Genomic DNA, 23,381 nt, shown 5'->3' on the forward strand with positions numbered 1-23,381 from the left:
TTTTAATAATCCATTTTACTATAGTTGTGTTATTTGTAGTATAAAAATTAATAGATTTTTAATCCTATTGAAATTTAAACTATGAAAGCAAATTATATCAAATCTTATAATCTTATTATAATTATACTTGTAGTATTTTCAACAAGTAAACTTCATGCGCAATATTGTACCCCAAAAAATATTAATAAAAATAACACAAATTATATTTCTAAGGTTGAAATAGGTGGTATAAATAATTCTAGCTCTGGTACTACTGGAGGCTATGTTGATTATTTTGACTCTGTAACTACAACAAATATAGCTGTTGGAGAAACAATTAATGGTGCAGTTGAAATAACAATAGATGGTTGGAATACTAATATGAATACAGTAGTTGTTTGGATGAATTTTAATACGAATAACGATGATGATTTTGAGGATAGTGGAGAGCGGTTTTTGTTTACCATAAAAGATAAAAATAACAAAAGCGGAAAAAAGACAATTAGTGTACCTATTAGTATTCCAGTGCCAAATAATGCACAATCAGGAATTTCTAGAATGAGAATCGGTTTAAGAAAAGGGAAAAATACAGATTTTACATCTTGCGATTATAAATGGAAAGCAGGAGAAGTTGAAGATTATAAAATTAATTTTACTTCAGATGGCGATGATTCTGGTTCTGGAGGTTATGATGCTAATTATTGTTCTCCAAATAATATTGGAAATTTCAATACTAATTATATTTCAAAAGTAGCAATAGGAAGTATTAATAATACTAGCTCTGGTAATACTGGTGCTTATACGTATTATTCTTCAATAACACCAACAGATGTTACTGTTGGAGAAATATTAAATGGAACAGTTAGTGTAACAATTAATGGCTGGAATAAAAGTGAGAATACAGTTGTTGTATGGATGAATTTTAATGAAACCGACGATGATTTTGAGGATAATGGAGAACGGTTTTTATTTACTGTCAAGGATAATAAGAATAAAGGTGGAAATAAAACTATAGATGTTCCTATTAGTATCCCTATACCAAATACAGCTGAATTAGGTATTGCAATGATGAGAGTTGGTTTTAGAACAGGAACAAATACTAATTTTACGTCATGCGATTATAATTGGGAAGCAGGAGAGGTTGAAGATTATAAAATTAATTTTAAATCAGATAATAATTCGACTCCAGAAGAAAATAGTGATATAGATGACGATGGGATATTAGATTCAGTAGATTTAGATGATGATAACGATGGTATATTAGATACTGATGAAGGTTGTGATGATGTTTTACCAGTAACGACTTCGGGTAGCCTTACAGAGTCGTTTACCATAGGCGGTAATGCCAATTCAGTTACGTTTTCTACGGTAAACGGAACTGCTAAAACAAATGGGTCCACTTTTTATTATAGAGAAGGAGGAGCAGATGTAAGTATTGGCGCTACTTATACGCTTACTTTTGCACAACCTGTTCTTAATTTAGAATTGTGGTTTGATAATTTGATTGGAACAGGTAATATAGGTGATTTTACTGTGGTTTATGATGATGCTAGCACACAGAGTAATTTAGATTTTACTATTGCAGGTAATACATATAATTTGTTTAATTCTGCAGGAACTCTGGCGGAAAAAGGTAGTACAGGAGGATTTATTTCTATTGTCGATCCTTCCCCCGAAGAAGGGACTCAATCTAACTCAGATCAATTATTTGGTACTTTAAGTTTTTTAGGTTTAGACCATAATAAAAGAATACAATCAATAACATATACAATAATTACTAAGGAAAATAGATATTCCGTGAATGCAAGAGTTGTCCCTATTGCATTTGATATTTTTGATGCTGATAATGATGGTATTTCTAATTGTCATGATTTAGATTCAGATAATGATGGAATACCAGATAATGTAGAAGCACAATCAACATTTGCTTATATAGTGCCCAGTGGAAATGGATCCGGAATAACAGATGCAAATAATGATGGTGTAGATGATAATTATGGAATAGGTATTTTATCTCCTGAAGATACAGATCGTGATGGAACACCAGATTATTTGGATTTTGATTCAGATAATGATGGGAAATTAGATGTTAAAGAGAACGGTATGGCGAATGGGGCTTCGGCTGCTGATTCTGATAAAGACGGATTAGTGAACCCGTTTGAAACAAACGGTGTTAAAGATGCCTCATGGGATGTAAATGAAGATATAGAAGACCCTTTAGATTTATCTATTTTACCTGATGGTGATAGCGATTTAAATTCAGGCGGTGATTTAGATTACAGAGATTTGTTTGATGTAAATCCGTCAATTAATGCCCGCATAGATTTTGATGGAATAGATGATTATTTATCTAGAGATTCTTTTATAGAAGGGTTAAATAATGTAACTATAATGGCCTGGGTTAAATCTGATGCTGGAAATACTACCGATATGGTTGTTGCAGGAGAAGATTCGGGTTGCAGATTGTGGTTGCAAAGTGGTAAGCAACCTATGTTTACAATAAAGACAGTAGGAAGTCAAGAAAATACTATTGGAGACATTTCGCATTTAATTAAATTGGGTGAATGGCATCATTTAACAGGGACTTATACAGCATCATCAGGAGAAATGAAGTTATATGTTGATGGTGAGTTAGTTGGTTCTGAAAATGTAGGAGGTTCGTCTATTGAAAATACTAATAATTCAAACGGAAATTTTGAAATTGGAAGGTTGTCAAGTACTGATAATGATAAAAAATATTTTAAAGGTTCTATAGATGAAGTTAGAGTGTTTAATACGTCATTAACCAAAGATCAAATTCAACAAATGATATACCAAGAGATTGAAGATGATTCAGGAAATGTTAAAGGAGCTTTTATAGTAAAAGATATTAAAGATACTTCTTCAAATGCAACAGTTTCTTGGGGTAGTTTAATTGCTTATTACCCTATGTCAGGTATTAAAAAAGGAAGCACTTTAGATTATTCAGGGTATAATAGAGATATCTATTTGTCTAATGTAACGGTTCAAGACCAAACAGCTCCTATGCCATATGAATCATTAAGTAATGGTTCTTGGGTTTCAGAGTCTACTTGGTTGTATGGCGATGTTTGGGATATAGAAGATTCTGCAAATAATAAAGATTGGATTGTTGTAAAAATATCAAGTGATGTAAGTGCTAATCATAATATTAAAACGTCTGGTCTTATAATTGATACAGATAAAACATTAACAATTCTAGGCGATCATTTAGTAGAAAACAACTGGTATTTAGAGCTAAATGGTACCTTAGATTTAATGAGTGATTCTCAGTTATTACAAACTAAAACGAGTGATTTAGTAACCTCAGCAGATGGTAAGGTAAAAAGACGTCAAGAAGGAACTTCAAGTGCTTATTGGTACAACTATTGGGGATCTCCGGTAGGAACAAAAGAAGCTACAAGTTTATCTGACAATAATGGAACAACCAATAATTCAAATAACTCTAATTTTAAATTAGAAATGTTAAAAGATGATACAGAAATGAATTGTCAATTTACACCAGCTTATACGGCAAATGGTAACATAAGTACCTATTGGTTGTACACGTTTATAAACGGAAAAACATATTGGGATTGGAAGCAAATAGCACCATCTTCAAATTTAAAACCAGGTGTTGGTTATACTCAAAAAGGAACAGGGATTCCAAGTACAGAGCAACAATATATTTTTGAAGGGAAACCCAATAACGGTACTATATTAGTAGATGTTAAAGATGTAGGAGGGCCAGGATCGGTTGCTGATAAGTCGAAAACGGAATTTTTATTAGGAAACCCATATGCTTCAGCTATAGATATTCATAAGTTTATAGATGATAATGAAGGGGTAATAGAAGGGGCGTTGAATTTGTGGCAACAATGGAGTGGAAGTTCTCATAATCTTAATGACTATAATGGTGGTTATGCAGAAGTAAATAAGTTAGGAGCTATTAGAGCATCTCAGTTTGTAGGACGTTCTGGAGCAACAACAAGAGGTGGAGAAGGAGCAGTTGTTCCATCAAGATACCTTCCCGTTGGCCAAGGTTTTATTGTTGAAATTATAGCAGATGGAGTTGTTGAGTTTAATAACAGTCAGCGTGTATTTATAAAAGAAGCTGATGCAGATGGTACTTATAATAATGGTTCTGTGTTTTCAAAATCAGGTAATAGTAAATCATCAAAAAGTAATACTTCAAATAAAGAAGGTGCTGATAACATAATGCGAAAAATGCGTTTAGAATTTAATTCAGTAGAAGGTCCAAAAACAAGAAGAGAATTGCTTTTAGGATTTAGTCCATATACAAGTGATGAATATGATTATGGTTATGATGCGAAAAGTATAGGTGCTAGTAATAATGACTTGCATTTAAGTTTAGAAGGTAAGGATATGAATATTCAAGCCTATAGCGAGATAACTGCAGATAAAGTAGTTCCATTAAATTTTATATCATCGGGTAGTAATACATTTAATATTAAAATTACAGAATTCGAAAATATAGATGAAAATCAAGAAATATATTTAAAAGATAATGAAACAGGAACGTATTTTGATTTAAGAGGAGGAGAGGCTTACGAGTTTACATCAGAACAAGGTAAGTTTAATACAAGGTTTGAAATTGTATTTCAATCAGAACAGAAAAGATTAAGTGCTGAAGAAGCATTAACAACAGAGAACTTTATTTATTATAAAAACTCTGAGCATAAGTTGTTTGCGAAAAAGTTAAATACTTCAGTATCTAAAATTTCAATTGTAAATATGTTAGGTCAAATAGTTTTAGAATTTAGCGATGTTTCACAAGAAAGTTTAAAAAACGGATTAACCATTTCTAATATATCAAGTGGTACGTATATAGCATATTTTAGAACAGAAGATCATCAAGTTCTTAGTAAAAAAATAATAGTTAATTAAAAATTAAAAAATTACAAAAAAAGCCAAAACAATTGTTTTGGCTTTTTTTATGTATAAAAATTAACCATTTAAGGATAAATTCTTAAATTCGCATCCTTATAAGAATATATAGTAAATGAGCGCGAAATTTCCTGAATATAAAGGACTTGACTTACCAAATGTTGCAGATGAAATCTTAAACTATTGGCAAGAAAATAACATCTTTGAAAAAAGTGTATCTACTAGAGAAGGTAATAAACCATTTGTGTTTTTTGAAGGACCACCTTCTGCAAACGGATTACCTGGTGTACACCATGTTTTAGCGCGAGCTATTAAAGATATTTTTCCGCGTTATAAAACCATGAAAGGTTACCAAGTAAAGCGTAAAGCTGGTTGGGATACCCATGGGTTACCTATAGAGTTAGGTGTAGAAAAAGAATTAGGTATTACTAAAGAAGATATTGGTAAAACCATTTCTGTTGAAGATTATAATGCTGCTTGCCGTAAAGCAGTTATGCGTTATACAGATGTATGGAATGATCTAACTCAAAAAATGGGTTACTGGGTAGATATGGACGACCCATATATTACCTACGACCCAAAATACATGGAATCTGTTTGGTGGTTGCTTAAAGAAATATATAATAAGAGCTTATTATATAAAGGCTATACCATTCAACCATATTCTCCAAAAGCAGGAACAGGTTTAAGTTCTCATGAGTTAAATCAACCAGGAACGTATCAAGATGTAACCGATACTACTATTGTAGCTCAGTTTAAAGCAAAACCAGAGTCATTACCGGAATTTTTACAAAATGAAGGCGATATTCATTTTATGGCTTGGACAACCACACCTTGGACATTACCAAGTAATACCGCTTTAACTGTTGGTCCAAAAATTGAATATGTTTTAGTTGAAACGTATAATCAATATACCTTTGAACCTATTAATGTGGTTTTAGCTAAGAAATTAGTTAACTATCAATTCTCAGGAAAGTTTAATAAAGTTGAAGAAAAATCAGAATTATTAGCATATAAATCGGGCGATAAAAAAATTCCTTTTTACGTTGTAAAAGAGTTTGTAGGTAAAGATTTAGTAGGTATTACTTATGAGCAATTAATGCCATATGCATTGCCAAATGATAATCCTGAAAATGCATTTAGAATTATTTCTGGAGATTTCGTTACGACTGAAGATGGAACAGGTATAGTGCATACAGCTCCAACATTTGGAGCAGATGATGCCTTGGTTGCAAAACAAGCTACGCCAGAAGTGCCACCAATGTTGGTAAAAGATGAAAATGGTAATTTAGTTCCGTTAGTCGATTTACAAGGTAAATTTAGACCAGAAATGGCTGAATATGCAGGTAAATATGTAAAGAACGAATATTATAATGAAGGAGAAGCACCAGAGCGTTCTATAGATGTTGAAATTGCTATTCAATTAAAAGAAGAAAATAAAGCCTTTAAGGTTGAAAAATATAAACACAGTTATCCTAACTGTTGGAGAACCGATAAGCCTATTCTTTATTATCCGTTAGATTCTTGGTTTATTAAAGTTACCGATGTTAAGGAGCGTATGTTCGAGCTTAACGAAACAATTAACTGGAAACCTAAAGCTACTGGAACAGGGCGTTTTGGAAACTGGTTAGCAAATGCTAACGATTGGAATTTATCGCGTTCTCGTTATTGGGGAATTCCACTTCCAATATGGAGAACAGAAGATGGTAAAGAAGAAATATGTATAGGTTCGGTTGAAGAGTTGAAAAATGAAATGGCAAAAGCGGTTTCTGCAGGTGTTTTGGCTGAAGATATTTTTGCCGATTTTGAAGTTGGAAACAATTCTGAAGAAAACTATGCAAAAATCGATTTACATAAAAACATTGTTGATGAGGTTGTTTTAGTATCTCCAACAGGACAGAAAATGTTCCGTGAAAGCGATTTAATTGATGTTTGGTTCGATTCTGGTTCTATGCCGTATGCACAATGGCATTATCCGTTTGAGAATAAGGAGTTAATTGATGGTAAAAAATCATACCCAGCCGATTTTATTGCAGAAGGCGTCGATCAAACACGTGGTTGGTTCTATACGTTGCATGCTATTGGAACGATGGTTTTCGATTCTGTTGCCTATAAAAATGTGGTATCTAACGGATTGGTGTTAGATAAAAACGGACAAAAAATGTCTAAGCGTTTAGGTAATGCGGTCGATCCTTTTGAAACTTTAGGGAATTACGGTGCTGATGCTACACGTTGGTATATGATTTCTAATGCGAATCCTTGGGACAATTTAAAATTCGATTTAGAAGGTATTGAGGAAGTAAAACGTAAGTTTTTCGGAACACTTTATAATACATATTCATTCTTTAATTTATATGCCAATCTTGATGGTTTTACTTATAGTGAAGCAGATATTCCTTTAGATGAAAGACCTGAAATAGATCGTTGGATTCTTTCAGAATTACATACGCTTATTCAGAAAGTAGATGAATATTATGCAGATTATGAGCCAACAAAGGCGGCTCGTGCTATTTCAGACTTTACTCAAGATTATGTAAGTAACTGGTTTGTGCGTTTAAGTAGAAGACGTTTCTGGAAAGGCGATTACCAACAAGATAAAATTTCGGCATACCAAACACTTTACACGTGTATGTTAACTATTGCTAAGTTAGGAGCGCCAATTGCACCTTTCTTTATGGATAAGCTTTACTTAGATTTAACAAAAACAACACAAACTGAACAATTTGAAAGTGTACATTTGGCTGAGTTTCCAAAGGTAGATGCTGGTTTTATAAATAAGTCTTTAGAGCGAAAAATGGAAAGTGCACAAACAATATCGTCTTTAGTACTCTCGTTAAGAGCTAAAGAAAAGATAAAAGTGCGCCAGCCACTTCAAAAAATTATGATTCCAATTGATAATGAACAACAAAAGGAAGAGATTTTAGCGGTTTCAGATTTAATAAAACATGAAGTAAATGTAAAAGAAGTAGAGCTTTTAGAAGATGCTTCAGATATATTAGTAAAACAAATAAAACCTAACTTTAAAGCGTTAGGTCCGCGTTTTGGAAAGGATATGAAAGCCATTGCAGCTGCAGTAATTAACTTTACAGCAGAAGATATTAACAAAATAGAATTAAATGGTAATTTAGAGGTTGATATTAACGGAAAAAATATTATTTTAGAACGCACAGATGTAGAAATTACATCACAAGATATTGAAGGATGGTTGGTTGCAAACGAAGGTGCTTTAACAGTAGCTTTAGATGTTACAATTAGTGATGATTTACGAAAAGAAGGCATTGCTAGAGAGTTAATTAATCGTATTCAAAATTTACGTAAAGATTCAGGATTTGAAGTAACTGATAGAATAGATGTAACGCTTCAAAAAGACGAATATATTACTAGTGCAGTAGATGCAAATAGAGCATATATAAAATCGGAAACATTAACAAACGAACTTGAGATTATTGATAAATTAGAGAATGGTATAGAAATTGCTTTTGATGATGTAAATACCAAATTGTATATTCAAAAACATTAAAAATTATGGGAGAAGCTAACGCAAGATATTCAGATGAACACTTAGCAGAATTTAAAGTGCTAATTTTAGAAAAAATAGAAAAAGCACAGCATGATTTAGAGCTTATTAAGAGTGCGTATATGAATGATCATAATAATGGTACAGAAGATACATCTCCTACATTTAAAGCTTTTGATGAAGGAAGTGCTGTTATGAGTAAAGAATCTAATGCGCAATTAGCTATTCGTCAAGAAAAATTTATTCGTGATTTAAAAAATGCTTTAATAAGAATAGAAAACAAGACCTATGGTATATGTCGTGTTACAGGTAAGCTAATAAATGCTGAACGATTAAAGTTAGTGCCTCATGCTACTTTAAGTATTGAAGCAAAAAACATACAATAATTTTATTTTAATTATATATTAAAACGTCTCATATATTGAGGCGTTTTTATTTTTTATATGTCACTAAAAAAATCTGTTTTCTTAATAATTCTTATTTTACTTATCGATCAGGTTAGCAAAATATATATTAAAACCCATTTTTCACTTCATGAAAGAGTTGCCGTTTTTAGTTGGTTTAAAATATATTTTATTGAAAACGATGGAATGGCTTGGGGAACAAAAATTAGTGATTTTGTCTCTTTTATCTCTGATAGAACTGCCAAAGTAGCCTTAACGTTGTTTAGAGTCGTTGCTATATTTGGTATTGGCTATTGGTTATACGATACAACCAGAAAACAAGGGTCAAAAATATTGGTAATAGCAATCTCTCTAATATTTGCAGGGGCTTTAGGTAATATTGTAGATTCTGTTTTTTATGGTGTTTTATTTGATGATAGTTATAGCCAAATTGCAACGTTTTTACCAGATGCAGGCGGATACGATTCTTTATTACACGGTCGCGTTGTAGACATGCTTTATTTTCCTTTATTTGAAGTAGATTTACCGCAGTGGGTTCCTTTTTATGGTGGTAAGCGTTTTAACTTTTTCGAACCCGTTTTTAATATAGCCGATATGGCTATAAGTACTGGTTTTATAATGCTTATTGTATTTAATAAGAAGGCGTTTTCTAAAAATTAAGTGTCCTCCTAATTTTACAAGTAAGTATTTTTCTACTCTTAAAGGTATTCGTTATCTTTATATTTTAAAATCCTAATTAATGAAAAGTAGATACTTGACTTTAGCCTTGTGTTTCATATTTGTTTCAAATATTGTTAGCGCACAAAATACTTACGACATTATTTTTCCAGGAAACGATAGAGATCAAAAGTGTCAGCAATGTTTTCAAGTATTTAATCAAAAACCTAAAGAAGTTCAATTTTCAATACAAAGAGAAAAGAATAATCTATATTTTCAGGTTAACGATAAAAACTGGTTTAATTTATTGTTTAAAAATGCTGGAGATGGTGTGGCTATCGATATAGTTTTAAAAGATAGGTATGCATGTGATGTTGAATCTGTAAAGAAGACTCAAATACGAGGGTTTTTGCTTAAGCCTTTTTATACTAAGGAGTTAAGGAGAGGTTTGAAGCCAAATGGAGAAAGTGTTTTTAGAGCTTATGTTGGCAAAATTCCTGAAGGTTTTATTAATGATGAATTAGAATATAATATCCTGTTTTTAAATAATAAAAACTTATGTCATTACTATACAATTTATGATTTAGAGTCTTATCCTTGGGAGTTATTAGATATGGGAATGTATTTAGATTCTTTAACATATAACCCAAAAGAAATAAAAGTAACTGAACAAGAAACGTTTGTTATTAGAAACAAAACGATGAAGTTTAAAATTCCCTTTGAAAAGAATAAATCTAATTATTCACAAGAAGATATAAAGCCCATTTACGATTCTTTACGGTTAACAGATTTTAATATTAAAGCTATAAATATTAAGGCCTATTCATCTATAGAGGGAAGCTTAAATAGAAATATAGAATTGCAGGAGCAGCGTGCAAATAGTATTGTTGCTGCATTACAAACATTTCAAAAACCAACTATTAATACAGAAGTTTCTTCTTCAGAAAATTGGGTAGAGTTTTTAAATGATATAAAAGGAACAAAGCACGAAAGTTTATCGGGTTTGAGTAAAACTCAAATTAAAGCAAAACTAAAAGGAGGGCTTTCAGGCGAAATGGAATCTATTTTAAAGCACCATAGAAAGGCGGTTTTAGAGTTAGAATTAGAAAAGAAAGACAAGTATAAAACAATGTCTACCGATGTTTTATTAAATAAATTTAATGCCGCCATTACTGCCGAAAAATTAGATGAAGCAATTGATATTCAAAATTCAATTTTTGAAAGGCTTAAAGGAAAAGAAGTGTCGCCAGACATTTTAAGAAAAATGAATATCCCAAAACAAGAAAAATTTGTTAAGATATTTAATAAAAATTCTGCTTATAGATATATGCTGAATGTTAGAGAGATTTTAATTGTTTATAATGAATTATTAGAACTGGAAAAAATAGTTCCAAAAGATCGAGAAGTAAAATATAATATTACAGCTTTAAAAATTAAATTATGGCGTTTTAGAGCTCTAGAAATAAATGAAACCAAGTTAAAAAATCAAATAACTGCTTTAAAGAATTACGGAATTGATAGTTCGCTTATTTCAAGAATGATGGTTAATTTTCATATTGTTAAAGCCGAAAATTTAATGAGAAAAAGAGATTATGCAAATAAAGATAAATCGGTTGCTTTTATAAATAATAATTATAATAAGTTTCCGCTATCAGATTATGATTATTTAAGTTTAGCTCAATTTTTTAGTTACTATGCTAATATAGATATGTCTGTAAAATTGCTTGAAAATAAAGCGAGAAGTATTGATATTAATGAAGATTTATTGTTTTACTATTTAAATTTAACCTTGGTAAATGTCGATTTTACTAAAGATTTAAATTATAAAACTATTATGTTAAATGCTATTAATATGAATAAAGCACGCTATTGTAAATTATTTAATGCTGTTGAAGATGGAGGTGTTACATTTCAATTATTAGAAAATAATTATTTAAGAGAAACGTATTGCGAGAATTGTAATAACTAAAATTTATAAACGAACTCAGGCGTCACGCAATAATCTAATTGAACATCGCTTTCGTAAACATCATTAATTTCATTGCCTGCTTCAAAAAAAGACAACCCTATTTTAATGGTTTCAGGTTTGCAGTTGGCTAAAAACCGATCATAAAAACCTTTGCCGTAACCCACACGATTTCCCTGTTTGTCAAAAGCTAAAAGCGGAATAAAAACAACATCAATTTTGTCATTTGAAATTTCTATACCATCAACAGGTTCAGGAATATTGTATTTGTTTTTCTTAATAGCGGTGTTATCAGTTAAAAGAAAATGAGTCATGTCTCCTGATTTAAAATCACTTTTAGAAATCAGGATATTTTTGTCTTTACCCGAAAGAATATTTAAAATATAATCGGTGTTAACTTCTTTTTGTTCTTCTATAGCTAAAAAAATATGATAGAAATTATACTCCCAAATAGGAAGTTTTAAAAGCTGATTGGCAATGGCTAAACTAAACTCATCAATATCATTTTCTGATAAATTGTTACGAAGTGTTTTATATGTTTTACGTAGTTCAGATTTCGTCATAATCTAAGCTTCAAGTTTAGTTGATATATGAAATAAAGCATCGCCTTGATACACAATAGGTGCTTCATTTACATTAATTATGTAGCCCGAGTTAGGAGCTTTTACTTCGTAATTGAACTTACCATAAGGATCTGTAATGTTTCCTAAAACTTCCCTTTTTTCAATATGCTTGCCAATAGGTGTTTTTGCTCTAAACATGCCTGAGTATTTAGCCCGTTGCCATTTGCTTTCTTCAATAAAAACGGTTTCTTTTTTAGGTTTAGATACTTTAAATTTAGTGTTTAGCATATCTAAATGCTTTAAAACGCGTTTAGCGCCGTTAACGCCTGCAGTTGTTACATTTTCATCAATATGAAAAGATTTTCCACCTTCAAAAAGAAGCATAGATTTACCTAATTTAAAGCAGGTATGTCTAAATGATTTCGATATGTTTTTAGAATATAAAACAAAAGGAGCGCCAAAGGTTTTAGCTAAATTATTAAGTTGAGAATCTCCATTTGTTATACGGATTTGTGGGGCATTAAAACGACCAGCGCCACCAGTATGAAAATCCATAATATAATCTACATAAGGAAGTACTTCGTTTATTAATTTGTAAGCAACTCTACTTGCTAAAGAGCCATTGTTAGTACCAGGGAAAACACGATTTAAATCTCTACCATCTGGAAACTCACGCTTTAAATTTATAAATCCGAAAACATTAATAACGGGCATACAAATAATGGTACCGCATTTTGGTTTGTTTATGCCATTAGCTACTAATTTTCTAACAATTTCTACACCATTTACCTCGTCACCATGAATACCAGCAGTAAATAGTACAATGGGGCCTGGTTTTTTTGCACGTTCAACAATAATAGGAATGTTTACAGGTGTTGAAGTGTGTAAATTGGCCACATCAAAATTAACTTCTTTGCTTTCGCCAGGGTATATTTTTGTGTTTAGAATAGTTAAAATGTTAGTATTTGGTAGAGTCATTTATTTTTTATGGCTATTTTTTTCAATATAGTGAATAATGCTTTTTGCAATATTTCGTCCTGTAGCAGCTTCAATGCCTTCTAATCCAGGAGTAGAATTTACTTCTAAAAGTAAAGGGCCTCGAGAAGATTGTAACATGTCTACGCCACAAACAGGTAGTTTTAAAGCTTTAGCAGCATTCATTGCTAATTTTAATTCGTCATGATTTAGTTTTATAATATTTGCCGACCCGCCGCGGTGTAAATTAGAACGAAACTCACCTTCTTTTCCTTGTCGTTTCATAGCGCCTACAACTTGACCATCAACAACTAGTGCTCTTAAATCTGCACCGCCAGCTTCTTTTATAAACTCTTGCACAATTACTCTGGCTTGTAAGCCATTAAAAGCTTCAAGAACTGATTCTGCTGCGTTTTTTGTTTCGGCTAAAACCACACCTAAACCTTGAGTGCCTTCTAATAATTTAATAATTACAGGAGTACCTCCAACATGTTCTATAACCTCTTCAACATCTCTAGAGTAATTGGTGAAAACCGTTTTAGGCATGCCTATTCCTGCTTTACTTAAGCGTTGTAAACTGCGTAGTTTATCTCTTGAACGTTGAATGGCATCAGATGTTACTATGGTAAAAACGCCCATCATTTCAAATTGACGTACTACAGCACAACCATAAAAGGTTACTGAGGTTCCAATTCTAGGAATAATGGCATCTACATAATCTAAATACCTGTCTTTATAATAAATAGTAGGTTTTTCTTTTTCTATGATAATATCACATTTTAATGGGTCTATAACCTCTACTTTGTGACCTCTTTTTTCGCCTTCTTCAACCAATCTTTCAGTTGAGTATAGGTTTGAATTTCTTGATAGGATTACTATATTCATTGTGCTTTTTTGTAAAAAGAAACGTTTTCCAAGTCTACATCAACCATAAATTTTCTTTTTAAAAATTGTCTACCAATTAATACCGGAAATTTCATGTCCTCTCTAGTGCTTAAAGTTAAGTTAATCTTATATGTTTTTCCAAAAAATATGACCTCAGATTTAACTTTATATCTATTTTCTTTAAAACCATTACTGCTTTTTACGTTGGTACGCGAAAAGGTGTCGAAAATAATTTCTGTTTTTCCAAAGTTTTTATGGTCGTCACTATTAAAAATACATATTAAACTATTGTTTTCTTCAATAATTTTAGAACAATGAATGGCAGATGTATAGGCACCTGTATCAATTTTCACATCAATATTGAATAGTCCTAATTTGGGGAAGTCAACAATATCAATGCGTCCGATAATTTTTTTATTCATTTTAAGGTTTTATAAAACGTGGCGAAATGTAGTGAATTTGTCAATTCAAAAATCAAATTATTTAAAAGTTTAACACATTTATATAAGTAGTATTTCAGCAATAAAAAATTAAAATAATTACCTTTGATTTAATGGATACTCCCGATTTACAAATACAATTAAAAACACTACCAAACCAACCTGGAGTTTATCAATATTATGATAAAGAAGGCACTATTATTTATGTAGGAAAGGCTAAAAATATAAAGAAACGGGTAAGTTCTTATTTTACTAAAACGCATGATAATGGGAAAACCCGCGTATTAGTAACAAAAATAGCAGATATTAAGCATATAGTTGTTGATACAGAAACGGATGCGCTTTTACTTGAAAATAATTTAATAAAAAAGCATAAGCCTCGATATAATGTACTGCTTAAAGACGACAAGTCATATCCTTGGATTTGTATAAAAAAAGAACGTTTCCCAAGAGTGTTTTCTACCCGACGTGTTTTTAAAGACGGTAGCGAATATTTTGGACCATATACCAGCGGAAAAACCGTGCATGTACTGTTAGATTTAATAAAAGGTTTGTATAGTTTACGTACGTGTAATTACCATTTAGCTCAAGAAAAAGTGGATGCTGGTAAGTATAAAGTATGCTTAGAATATCATTTAGGAAACTGTAAAGGTGCTTGTGAAGGTTTGGAAACAGAAGTAGCTTACAACGAAAACATTAAAGCTATAAAAGAAATTTTAAAAGGAAATTTTAAAGATTCTTTAAGCTTGTTTAAACTTCAAATGAAAAGTTTTGCTGAAAACATGCAGTTTGAAGAAGCTCAAAAAATAAAAGAAAAGATTGAAGTTTTAGAAAACTACCAAGCAAAATCGACTATTGTAAACCCAAAAATTAGCAATGTAGATGTGTTTTCTATAGTTAGTGACGAAAGTTATGGTTACGTTAATTTTTTACAGCTATCATACGGATCTATCATTCGTTCTCATACCTTAGAGATAAAAAAGAAATTAGACGAAACCGATTTGGAATTATTAGAATTAGCAATAACTGAAATTAGACAACGATTTAATTCTAATTCAAAAGAAATTTATGTGCCTTTTAAAGTTAATTTAGGAGAAGCTCTTAAAGTAACCATTCCTAAATTAGGCGATAAAAAACATATTTTAGATTTATCGATTCGTAATGCGAAGTATTTTAGAATGGATCGTTTCAAGCAAATAAAAATTGTAGATCCAGATAGGCATGCCAATCGTATTATGGCGCAAATGAAAACAGATTTACGTCTTCATGAAGAACCAAGGCATATAGAATGTTTTGATAATTCTAATATTCAAGGAACGAATCCAGTTGCGGCATGTGTCGTGTTTAAAAACGGGAAACCAAGTAAAAAAGATTACCGTCATTTTAATATAAAAACAGTTGTTGGGCCAGACGATTTTGCATCTATGGAAGAAGTGGTGTATCGGCGTTATAAACGTTTGTTAGATGAAGGCCAGTCATTGCCACAACTTATTATAATTGATGGCGGAAAAGGGCAATTATCATCAGCATTAAAAAGTTTAGATGCTTTAAATTTAAGAGGAAAAATAGCCATTATAGGTATTGCAAAACGTTTAGAAGAATTATTCTATCCGAACGATCCAATTCCTTTATATTTAGATAAGAAAAGCGAAACCTTAAAAGTGATACAGTTTTTAAGAAATGAAGCACACCGATTTGGTATAGAGCACCATAGAAATAAGCGTAGTAAAGGGGCTTTAAATACAGAACTTGAAACTATTTCTGGAATAGGTGAAAAAACTATTGTAGATTTATTGAAACATTTTAAGTCGGCAAAACGTGTTGCTAATGCAAAATTAGATGAGTTGGAAGCTGTTGTTGGTGTATCTCGTGCTGAAAAAGTTTATAATTATTATCATGAGAAGTAATATAGGATAAAACAAAATTTTTGAACTTTAAAACCATCATATTAACCCTGTTCATAATCGTTTCTCTTTCAGCGAAAGCGCAAAATGAAACACAAGAGAATACCCAAAAAGTTGGTTTAGTATTAAGTGGTGGTGGTGCAAAAGGATTGGCGCATATTGGTGTGTTAAAGGTTATTGATAGTTTAGGTGTAAAGATTGATTATATAGCAGGTACAAGTATGGGAGCTGTTTTAGGCGCGTTGTATGCTTCTGGCTATTCTGGAAAAGAACTCGATTCTATTTTTAAAGAAGTAGATTTTGATAAAATTATGAATGATGATTTGCCAAGAGCTTCAAAAGCATTTCATGAACGCGATAATTCTGAAAAATATGCATTAACACTGCCGTTCGATCATTTTAAAGTTAAGTTGCCTTCGGCACTTTCAAGAGGTCAAAACACTTATAGTTTACTTTCTAGATTGTTATTGCCTGTTAACGATATTGATAGTTTTAATGCGTTGCCTATTCCATTTTTCTGTATAGCAACCAATGTAGAAACAGGTAAGCAAGTGTTGTTAGATAAAGGCGATTTAACGCAATCTATTTTGGCAAGTAGCGCCCTTCCTTCGTTGTTTCAACCTGTTAATATTAATGGTGAGGTGTTAATAGATGGTGGTGTAATAAATAATTATCCTATTGATGAGTTACGAGCAAAAGGAATGGATATTATTATTGGAGTAGATGTGCAAGATGGGTTGTTAAATAGAGACGAGTTAACATCGGCGCCAGATGTTTTAATTCAAATAAATAACTTTAGAACCATAAAGGCTATGGAGACTAAAGCAAAACAAACCGATATTTATATAAAACCAGATATTAAAGACTACACCGTAGTATCTTTTGATGAAGGTTCTAAAATTATTGAAAAAGGAAAGGAAGCTGCTATTTTAAAATATGAAACATTAAAACCTTTTTTTAAGACTAAGGAAAAAGAACATGTAATGATGAAAGCTAAAGATAGCCTCTCTATAAATTCTTTTTTATTTGAAGGATTAAAAAACTATACGAGGGCTTATGTTTTAGGAAAATTAAAATTAAAACCTAACGAAAAAATAAGTTATAACGATTTTGCAAAAGGTATTGAAAATCTTGTAGCAACTAATAATTTTGATTCATTTCAATATAACTTAATTAAAAATAAGGATAATGAAAGTTATCATTTAATAGCAAAATTAAAAGAAACAAAAAACACAACGTTTTTAAAATTAGGAATACATTTTGACGATTTATATAAAAGTGCAGCCTTAATTAATGTAACCCAGAAACGTTTGTTATTTGATAATGATGTAGCATCTTTAGACTTTATTTTAGGAGATCATGTTAGATATAATTTTGAGTATTTAATAGATAAAGGTTTTTATTGGAGTGTGGGTTTAAGGTCTAGATATAACACATTTAATAAGAATATAAGCGCTCAATTATTTCTAGAAGATTCTGAAATTATTACAACTGGATTAAATAAAATTGATGCAAATATACAAGATCAAACCAATCAGTTTTATTTGCAAACATTGTTTAGAAAAGATTTTGCATTAAGTTTGGGACTAGAACATAAACGGTTGGAGGTGAAATCGGAAACGCTTTCAGTAACCAATCCTAATGATGATTTTATATTTGAAAAAACAAGTTATTTAAGTGTTTTTGGGAATTTAAAATTAGATACTTACGATAATAAGTATTTCCCTAAAAGTGGTGTGTATTTTAATGGCGATGTGCATAACTATTATTATGCTTCTAGCTTTAACAAAGATTTTGACAATTTTGCAATTGTAAAAGCAGATTTAGCATATGCCTTTAGTTTGTCTGATAAGTTAGCCTTTAATATAGGAAGCAGTGGCGGTTTTAAATTTGGAGAAAAATCGACTAAATCATTAGATTTTGCTCTAGGAGGTTATGGTAATAACTTAATAAATAATTTTATTCCATTTTTAGGGTATGATTTTATTTCTTTAACAGGAGATAGTTATGTTAAAGCATCTTTTAGTGCAGATTATGAGGTTTATAAAAAACATCATTTAACTTTAGAAGGAAATTGGGCAAATATAGAAGATGATCTTTTTGAGACAGGGGAGTGGTTTACGCTTCCAGATTATCGAGGTTATAGCTTAGGCTATGCTATGGAAACTTTAGTTGGCCCTGTTCAAGTAAAATATAGTTACTCGCCAGAACAAAAGCAAAGTGTTTGGTTCTTTAATATAGGTTTTTGGTTTTAAATGTTGTTCAGTATTGGTCTCAATTCTATCAAAATTAAAATGGAGGGTTTTTGTAACAAATTAACGTTAAGAACTTCTTATATAAACATGATGTCTTAAGAATTTTTATATTTTTGGAATAGTAATTGTAATTTCTAACTTAAAAACAATAAATGTAAATTTAAGAAGTTACATGTCAACGACCCATAACAAATGAAGAATATACTACTTATAATAATAGCTGTTTTTACCATGCAAATGTCTTTTTCGCAGCAAGAATCTGCGTATGGAGATGGCGAATGGTTTAAATTTAAAATGAGCTATAGTGGCTGGATGAAAGCAGGAAATGCGACACTTACCGTTAAAGATTCTAAACTTGGAGATAAAGATGTATATCATGTAGTGGGTAAAGGCTGGACTACAGGTATGATAAAATGGTTTTTTAAAGTAAAAGATAGGTATGAGAGCTATTTTGATAAAAAAACCAATATGCCATATAAGTTTGTTAGAAATATTGATGAAGGAGGCCATACTAAAGATTTAGAAATAGATTTCGATCAAGAAAAAAATAAAGCTTACGTTAATGATAAGAAGCATAATAAAAAATCGGTGATAGATACAAAACCTAATATTCAAGATATGGTATCTACATTTTATTATTTGCGTAATAACTTAGATACGAGTAATTTGAAAGTAGGGGATGAAGTTCGTGTCGATATGTTTTTTGATGAAGAAAATTACGGGTTTAAGCTTAAATATTTAGGAGAAGAAACTATTGATACAGAATTTGGAGAAATAGAGTCTTTAAAATTTAGACCGTATGTTATGGCAGGTCGTGTTTTTAAAGAAGAAGAAAGTTTGACACTTTGGGTTTCAAAAGACAAAAATAAATTACCTTTACGAATCAAGGCCGATTTAGCTGTCGGTTCTTTAAGAGCCGATTTAGAAGCTTTTAAAGGGTTAAAACATCCGTTCAAAATAGTTGTCAATAATTAAGGAATTTTGAAATCTAAAATAGAAAACCAACTTAAAGAAAAATACGAAGCCATAGGTCAAGATTCTGAAGCTTATCTTGAAGGTTTATTAAATAGTAAGCCTATAAACTATTGGGATTATATTCAAACAGATGCGTTGTTAAATCTTCAAGTACAACGTACCGTTTTTAAAGATGAAATGGTTTTCATCATGTATCATCAAATAAATGAACTTTTATTTAAAATGATACTTTGGGAAATAGATCAGGTAGCAAAAACCAATGAGGTTGATGCAGACCTTTTTACTTCCAAATTAATGCGCATTAGTCGTTATTTCGATATGCTTACATCGTCTTTTAGTATTATGAAAGATGGTATGGATATAGACGATTATAATAAGTTTAGAACTACACTAACACCTGCAAGCGGATTTCAAAGTGCACAATATAGAAAAATTGAATTTGCATCTACAGAACTTGTAAACCTCATTGATAAACGCTTTAGAGGTACTTTTGATAGAAACTCATCTTATGAAAATGCGTTTGAATATTTATATTGGCAAGCTGCGGGGAAAGATTATGTAACAGGCAATAAAAGTTACACATTAACAGTTTTTGAAGAAAGATATAAAGACGAATTTATTAGATTTGCTAAATTTTATCAAACAAATAATTTGTTTTCTAAATTTAAAGCGCTCCCAAAAGAAGCAAGAGAAAACAAAGACTTGGTTGATGCTATGCGTCATTACGATTATACCGTTAATATAAAATGGGTAATGGCACATTACAATACAGCAAATCATTATTTAAATATTGGCGGAAAAACAGCCGAAGCAACAGGAGGAAGTGAATGGGTAAAATACATGCATCCAAAATATCAAAAGAGAATATTTTTTCCAGAATTATGGACAGAGCAAGAAATAGAAAATTGGGGAACAGATATTTAGTATTACCACTATTAGCATTATTATTTATTAGCTGTAAAGACGATTCAAAATCTAATTTAGTTGAAGAAGACTTAGCGGTTATTGAAAAGCCTAAAGAATTATTCGAGTTTGGTTTTAAATTAAGCGATTATGTGGTTAAAAGAGATACCATAAAAAGTGGAGATAGTTTTGGACAAATTTTAGAAAGGAATTCCGTTGGTTATCCTAAGATATTTCATATTGCTGAAACAGCAAAAGATACTTTTGATATAGTAAGAGGGTTACAAGTTGGTAAGCCTTATACGCTTTTATGTGCTAAAGATTCTTTAGAAACAGCAAAATGTTTTGTTTATCAGCCTAATAAAGAAGATTATGTGGTTATTAATTTTCAAGATTCTATTCGTGCTTATAAAAGAACGAAGCCTATTAAATATGTCGAAAAAGTAGTTACAGGTGTTATTAATAGTAGTATCTCAGAAACTTTAGATGAACAAGGCGTAAGTGCTGTATTAACAAATAAACTAGCAGACGAAATATATGCATGGACTATTGATTTTAGAAGGCTTCAAAAAGGAGATCGTTTTAAAGTTATTTATACAGATAAGTATATAGATGATACGATATATACTGGTGTTCATGATGTAAAAGCAGCTTATTTTGAGCATAATAAAGAGCCTTTTTATGCCTTTCAATTTATGACAGATTCTGTTAAAGGTATTGTAGATTATTTTGATGAAAAAGCAAAAAATCAGCGTCGTGCTTTTTTAAAAGCACCAGTTAAGTTTAGTCGAATTTCTTCAAGATATAACCTTAAGCGTAGAATTGCTGTTTATGGCTATAAGGTACGTCCGCATAAAGGAACCGATTTTGCAGCACCAATTGGCACGCCTATTATGGCTACAGCTAATGGTACGGTTAGTAAATCTAGTTATACTGGAGGAAATGGTAATTATGTAAAAATAAGACACAACGCTACTTACGAAACGCAATATTTGCACATGAAAAAGCGTAAAGTAAAAGTTGGGCAGTTTGTAAAACAAGGCGATGTTATTGGTTGGGTAGGTATGACAGGTAATACAGGAGGTCCACACGTATGCTATCGTTTTTGGAAAAATGGTAGGCAGGTCGATCCATTTAAACAAAAATTACCAGAAGCAAAACCAATTTCAGACTCATTAAAGAAAAAGTATTTAGATTTTATAGATCCAATAAAATCCCAACTAGATAATACACTCTTTTTACCTAGTATTGAAGAAGAGCAACAACAGATACAGACAATCGTTAAACAAGCAAACTCATAAAATGGCATTACCAAACATAAACCCAACGACAACAGAAGCCTGGAAAAAACTTCAAGAGCATTTTAATTCAATTAACGATGTTCATATGAAAGATTTGTTTACTCAAGATAAAGAGCGAGCAAATAACTTCACAATTAAGTGGGAAGATTTTTATGTAGATTTTTCGAAAAACAGAATTACAGAAGAAACATTTAAGCTTTTACTAGAATTAGCCGATGCCGTTAAATTAAATGAAGCTATTAAAAGTCAGTTTTCTGGTGAAATAATAAATGAAACAGAAGGAAGAGCAGTCTTGCATACCGCATTACGTGCGCCTAAAAATTCAGATTTTACTGTTGATGGTGTTAATGTTATGCCAGAGATTTATAAAGTAAAGCAGAAAATAGAAGCATTTACTAATGAGGTTGTTAATGGTGAAAGAAAAGGCTTTACAGGAAAAGCATTTACCGATGTTGTTAATATTGGTATTGGAGGATCTGATTTAGGGCCAGCAATGGTTGTAGATTCACTTCAGTATTATAAAAATCACTTAACAACACATTTTGTTAGTAATGTAGATGGCGACCATGTTAATGAAGTCATTAAAAAATTAGATCCAGAAACAACACTTTTTGTAGTGGTTTCAAAAACATTTACTACACAAGAAACGCTTTCTAATGCGAATACATTAAAAGACTGGTTTTTACAATCGGCTTCAGAAGAAGCTATTGCAAAGCATTTTGTAGCCGTATCAACTAATATAGCAAATGTGAAAGCTTTTGGAGTAGATGAAAATAATATTTTCCCAATGTGGGATTGGGTTGGTGGTCGTTTTTCACTTTGGAGTGCCGTAGGCTTAAGTATTAGTTTAGCTGTAGGTTATAATCATTTTGATAGCTTATTAAAAGGAGCTAATAAAATGGATGAGCATTTTAAAAATGAAGATTTTAAAACTAATATACCTGTTGTTTTAGCTTTAATAAGTGTTTGGTATAATAACTTTTTTGGAGCAGAAAGTGAAGCTATTATTCCTTATTCTCAATATTTAAGTCAATTTGCAACCTACTTGCAACAAGGTATTATGGAGAGTAATGGTAAAAGTGTCGATAGAAATGGTAATCCTATAGATTATCAAACAGGAACCATTATTTGGGGAGAACCAGGAACCAATTCGCAACATGCCTTTTTTCAATTAATTCATCAAGGAACTAAATTAATTCCTGCCGATTTTATTGGTTTTGCTAATTCGTTGCACGGAAACAAAGATCATCAAGATAAATTAATGTCTAATTTCTTTGCGCAAACTGAAGCATTGTTAAATGGTAAGTCTAAAGAAGAGGTTGTTGCAGAAGGAGCTAGTAAAGATTTAACATCTTTTAAAGTATTTCAAGGAAATAAACCAACAAATACCATATTTATTAACAAGTTATCACCAGAAAGTTTAGGGGAATTAATTGCTATGTATGAGCATAAAATTTTCGTACAAGGTATTATTTGGAATATCTTTAGTTATGACCAATTTGGAGTAGAATTAGGGAAGCAATTAGCTAATAAAATTTTACATGAATTTAACAATACTGCGGATAGCGAACATGATTCGTCAACTCATAATTTATTGAATTATTATAAGCGTTTTAATTAAAACGCAAAATTATTCTCATTAAAAACCAAAAAAAGGTAATAGTATTAAAAATACTATTACCTTTTTTTTATTAACAATTGTTAATTTTCTTAACAATTGGGTAATGTATATTCTTCAATTCTGCGTATTTT

The 23,381-nt window shown here is 31.1% G+C and carries 15 protein-coding genes; 11 read left to right on the top strand and 4 right to left on the bottom strand.

Features of this window, described 5'->3' with window-relative positions; all coding sequences use genetic code 11:
• Positions 1-81 precede the first annotated feature (81 nt).
• The 5 genes from ACH5TX_RS14140 (at position 82) to ACH5TX_RS14160 (ending at position 11,431) form a co-directional block, all read left to right on the top strand.
• A complete protein-coding gene (locus ACH5TX_RS14140) occupies positions 82-4,884 on the top strand; it encodes a DUF8693 domain-containing protein (protein WP_439340146.1) in 4,803 nt (1,600 codons plus the stop codon).
• 115 nt (positions 4,885-4,999) lie between these two features.
• Positions 5,000-8,404: an isoleucine--tRNA ligase gene (gene ileS / locus ACH5TX_RS14145; RefSeq protein ID WP_439340147.1), complete on the top strand. Its 3,405-nt coding sequence runs from the start codon at positions 5,000-5,002 to the stop codon at positions 8,402-8,404.
• 5 nt (positions 8,405-8,409) lie between these two features.
• Entirely contained in the window at positions 8,410-8,787 is a 378-nt protein-coding gene (locus ACH5TX_RS14150) for a TraR/DksA family transcriptional regulator (protein WP_439340148.1), read from the top strand.
• Positions 8,788-8,844: 57 nt separating this feature from the next.
• Positions 8,845-9,465: a lipoprotein signal peptidase gene (locus ACH5TX_RS14155; RefSeq protein WP_439340149.1), complete on the top strand. Its 621-nt coding sequence runs from the start codon at positions 8,845-8,847 to the stop codon at positions 9,463-9,465.
• Between the two features lie 79 nt (positions 9,466-9,544).
• Complete coding sequence (locus ACH5TX_RS14160; RefSeq protein WP_439340150.1) at positions 9,545-11,431, top strand: hypothetical protein; 1,887 nt, start codon at positions 9,545-9,547, stop codon at positions 11,429-11,431.
• Here ACH5TX_RS14160 and ACH5TX_RS14165 read toward each other — a convergent pair.
• From ACH5TX_RS14165 to ACH5TX_RS14180, 4 genes are read right to left on the bottom strand one after another with little or no spacing between them, the layout of a single operon-like run.
• Positions 11,428-11,991 (bottom strand): 5-formyltetrahydrofolate cyclo-ligase, encoded by a 564-nt coding sequence (locus ACH5TX_RS14165; protein ID WP_439340151.1) that lies wholly within the window; start codon positions 11,989-11,991, stop codon positions 11,428-11,430. The genes ACH5TX_RS14160 and ACH5TX_RS14165 overlap by 4 nt on opposite strands.
• 3 nt (positions 11,992-11,994) lie before the next feature.
• Entirely contained in the window at positions 11,995-12,969 is a 975-nt protein-coding gene (locus ACH5TX_RS14170) for a succinylglutamate desuccinylase/aspartoacylase family protein (RefSeq protein ID WP_439340152.1), read from the bottom strand.
• Entirely contained in the window at positions 12,970-13,851 is an 882-nt protein-coding gene (gene rimK / locus ACH5TX_RS14175) for a 30S ribosomal protein S6--L-glutamate ligase (protein WP_439340153.1), read from the bottom strand.
• Positions 13,848-14,273, bottom strand: coding sequence for an ATP-dependent zinc protease family protein (locus ACH5TX_RS14180; protein ID WP_439340154.1), 426 nt, complete (start codon positions 14,271-14,273; stop codon positions 13,848-13,850). The genes rimK and ACH5TX_RS14180 overlap by 4 nt, the downstream gene beginning before the upstream one ends.
• A 131-nt stretch (positions 14,274-14,404) precedes the next feature.
• Here ACH5TX_RS14180 and uvrC point away from each other — a divergent pair, with 131 nt between their 5' ends.
• From uvrC to pgi, 6 genes are all read left to right on the top strand, one after another.
• Complete coding sequence (gene uvrC, locus ACH5TX_RS14185; protein WP_439340155.1) at positions 14,405-16,198, top strand: excinuclease ABC subunit UvrC; 1,794 nt, start codon at positions 14,405-14,407, stop codon at positions 16,196-16,198.
• Positions 16,199-16,218: 20 nt separating this feature from the next.
• Positions 16,219-18,450: a patatin-like phospholipase family protein gene (locus ACH5TX_RS14190; protein ID WP_439340156.1), complete on the top strand. Its 2,232-nt coding sequence runs from the start codon at positions 16,219-16,221 to the stop codon at positions 18,448-18,450.
• Between the two features lie 192 nt (positions 18,451-18,642).
• Positions 18,643-19,425 carry a DUF3108 domain-containing protein gene (locus ACH5TX_RS14195; RefSeq protein WP_439340157.1) on the top strand — a complete coding sequence of 261 codons (783 nt, stop codon included), beginning with the start codon at positions 18,643-18,645 and terminating at the stop codon, positions 19,423-19,425.
• 6 nt (positions 19,426-19,431) lie between these two features.
• Positions 19,432-20,349: a tryptophan 2,3-dioxygenase family protein gene (locus ACH5TX_RS14200; RefSeq protein ID WP_439340158.1), complete on the top strand. Its 918-nt coding sequence runs from the start codon at positions 19,432-19,434 to the stop codon at positions 20,347-20,349.
• A complete protein-coding gene (locus ACH5TX_RS14205; protein WP_439340159.1) occupies positions 20,307-21,629 on the top strand; it encodes a M23 family metallopeptidase in 1,323 nt (440 codons plus the stop codon). Before ACH5TX_RS14200 ends, ACH5TX_RS14205 begins: the two co-directional genes overlap by 43 nt.
• 1 nt (position 21,630) lies before the next feature.
• Complete coding sequence (gene pgi / locus ACH5TX_RS14210) at positions 21,631-23,250, top strand: glucose-6-phosphate isomerase (protein WP_439340160.1); 1,620 nt, start codon at positions 21,631-21,633, stop codon at positions 23,248-23,250.
• Positions 23,251-23,381 lie beyond the last annotated feature (131 nt).

This window comes from Thalassobellus citreus (assembly GCF_044385915.1).
GTDB lineage: Bacteria > Bacteroidota > Bacteroidia > Flavobacteriales > Flavobacteriaceae > Thalassobellus > Thalassobellus citreus.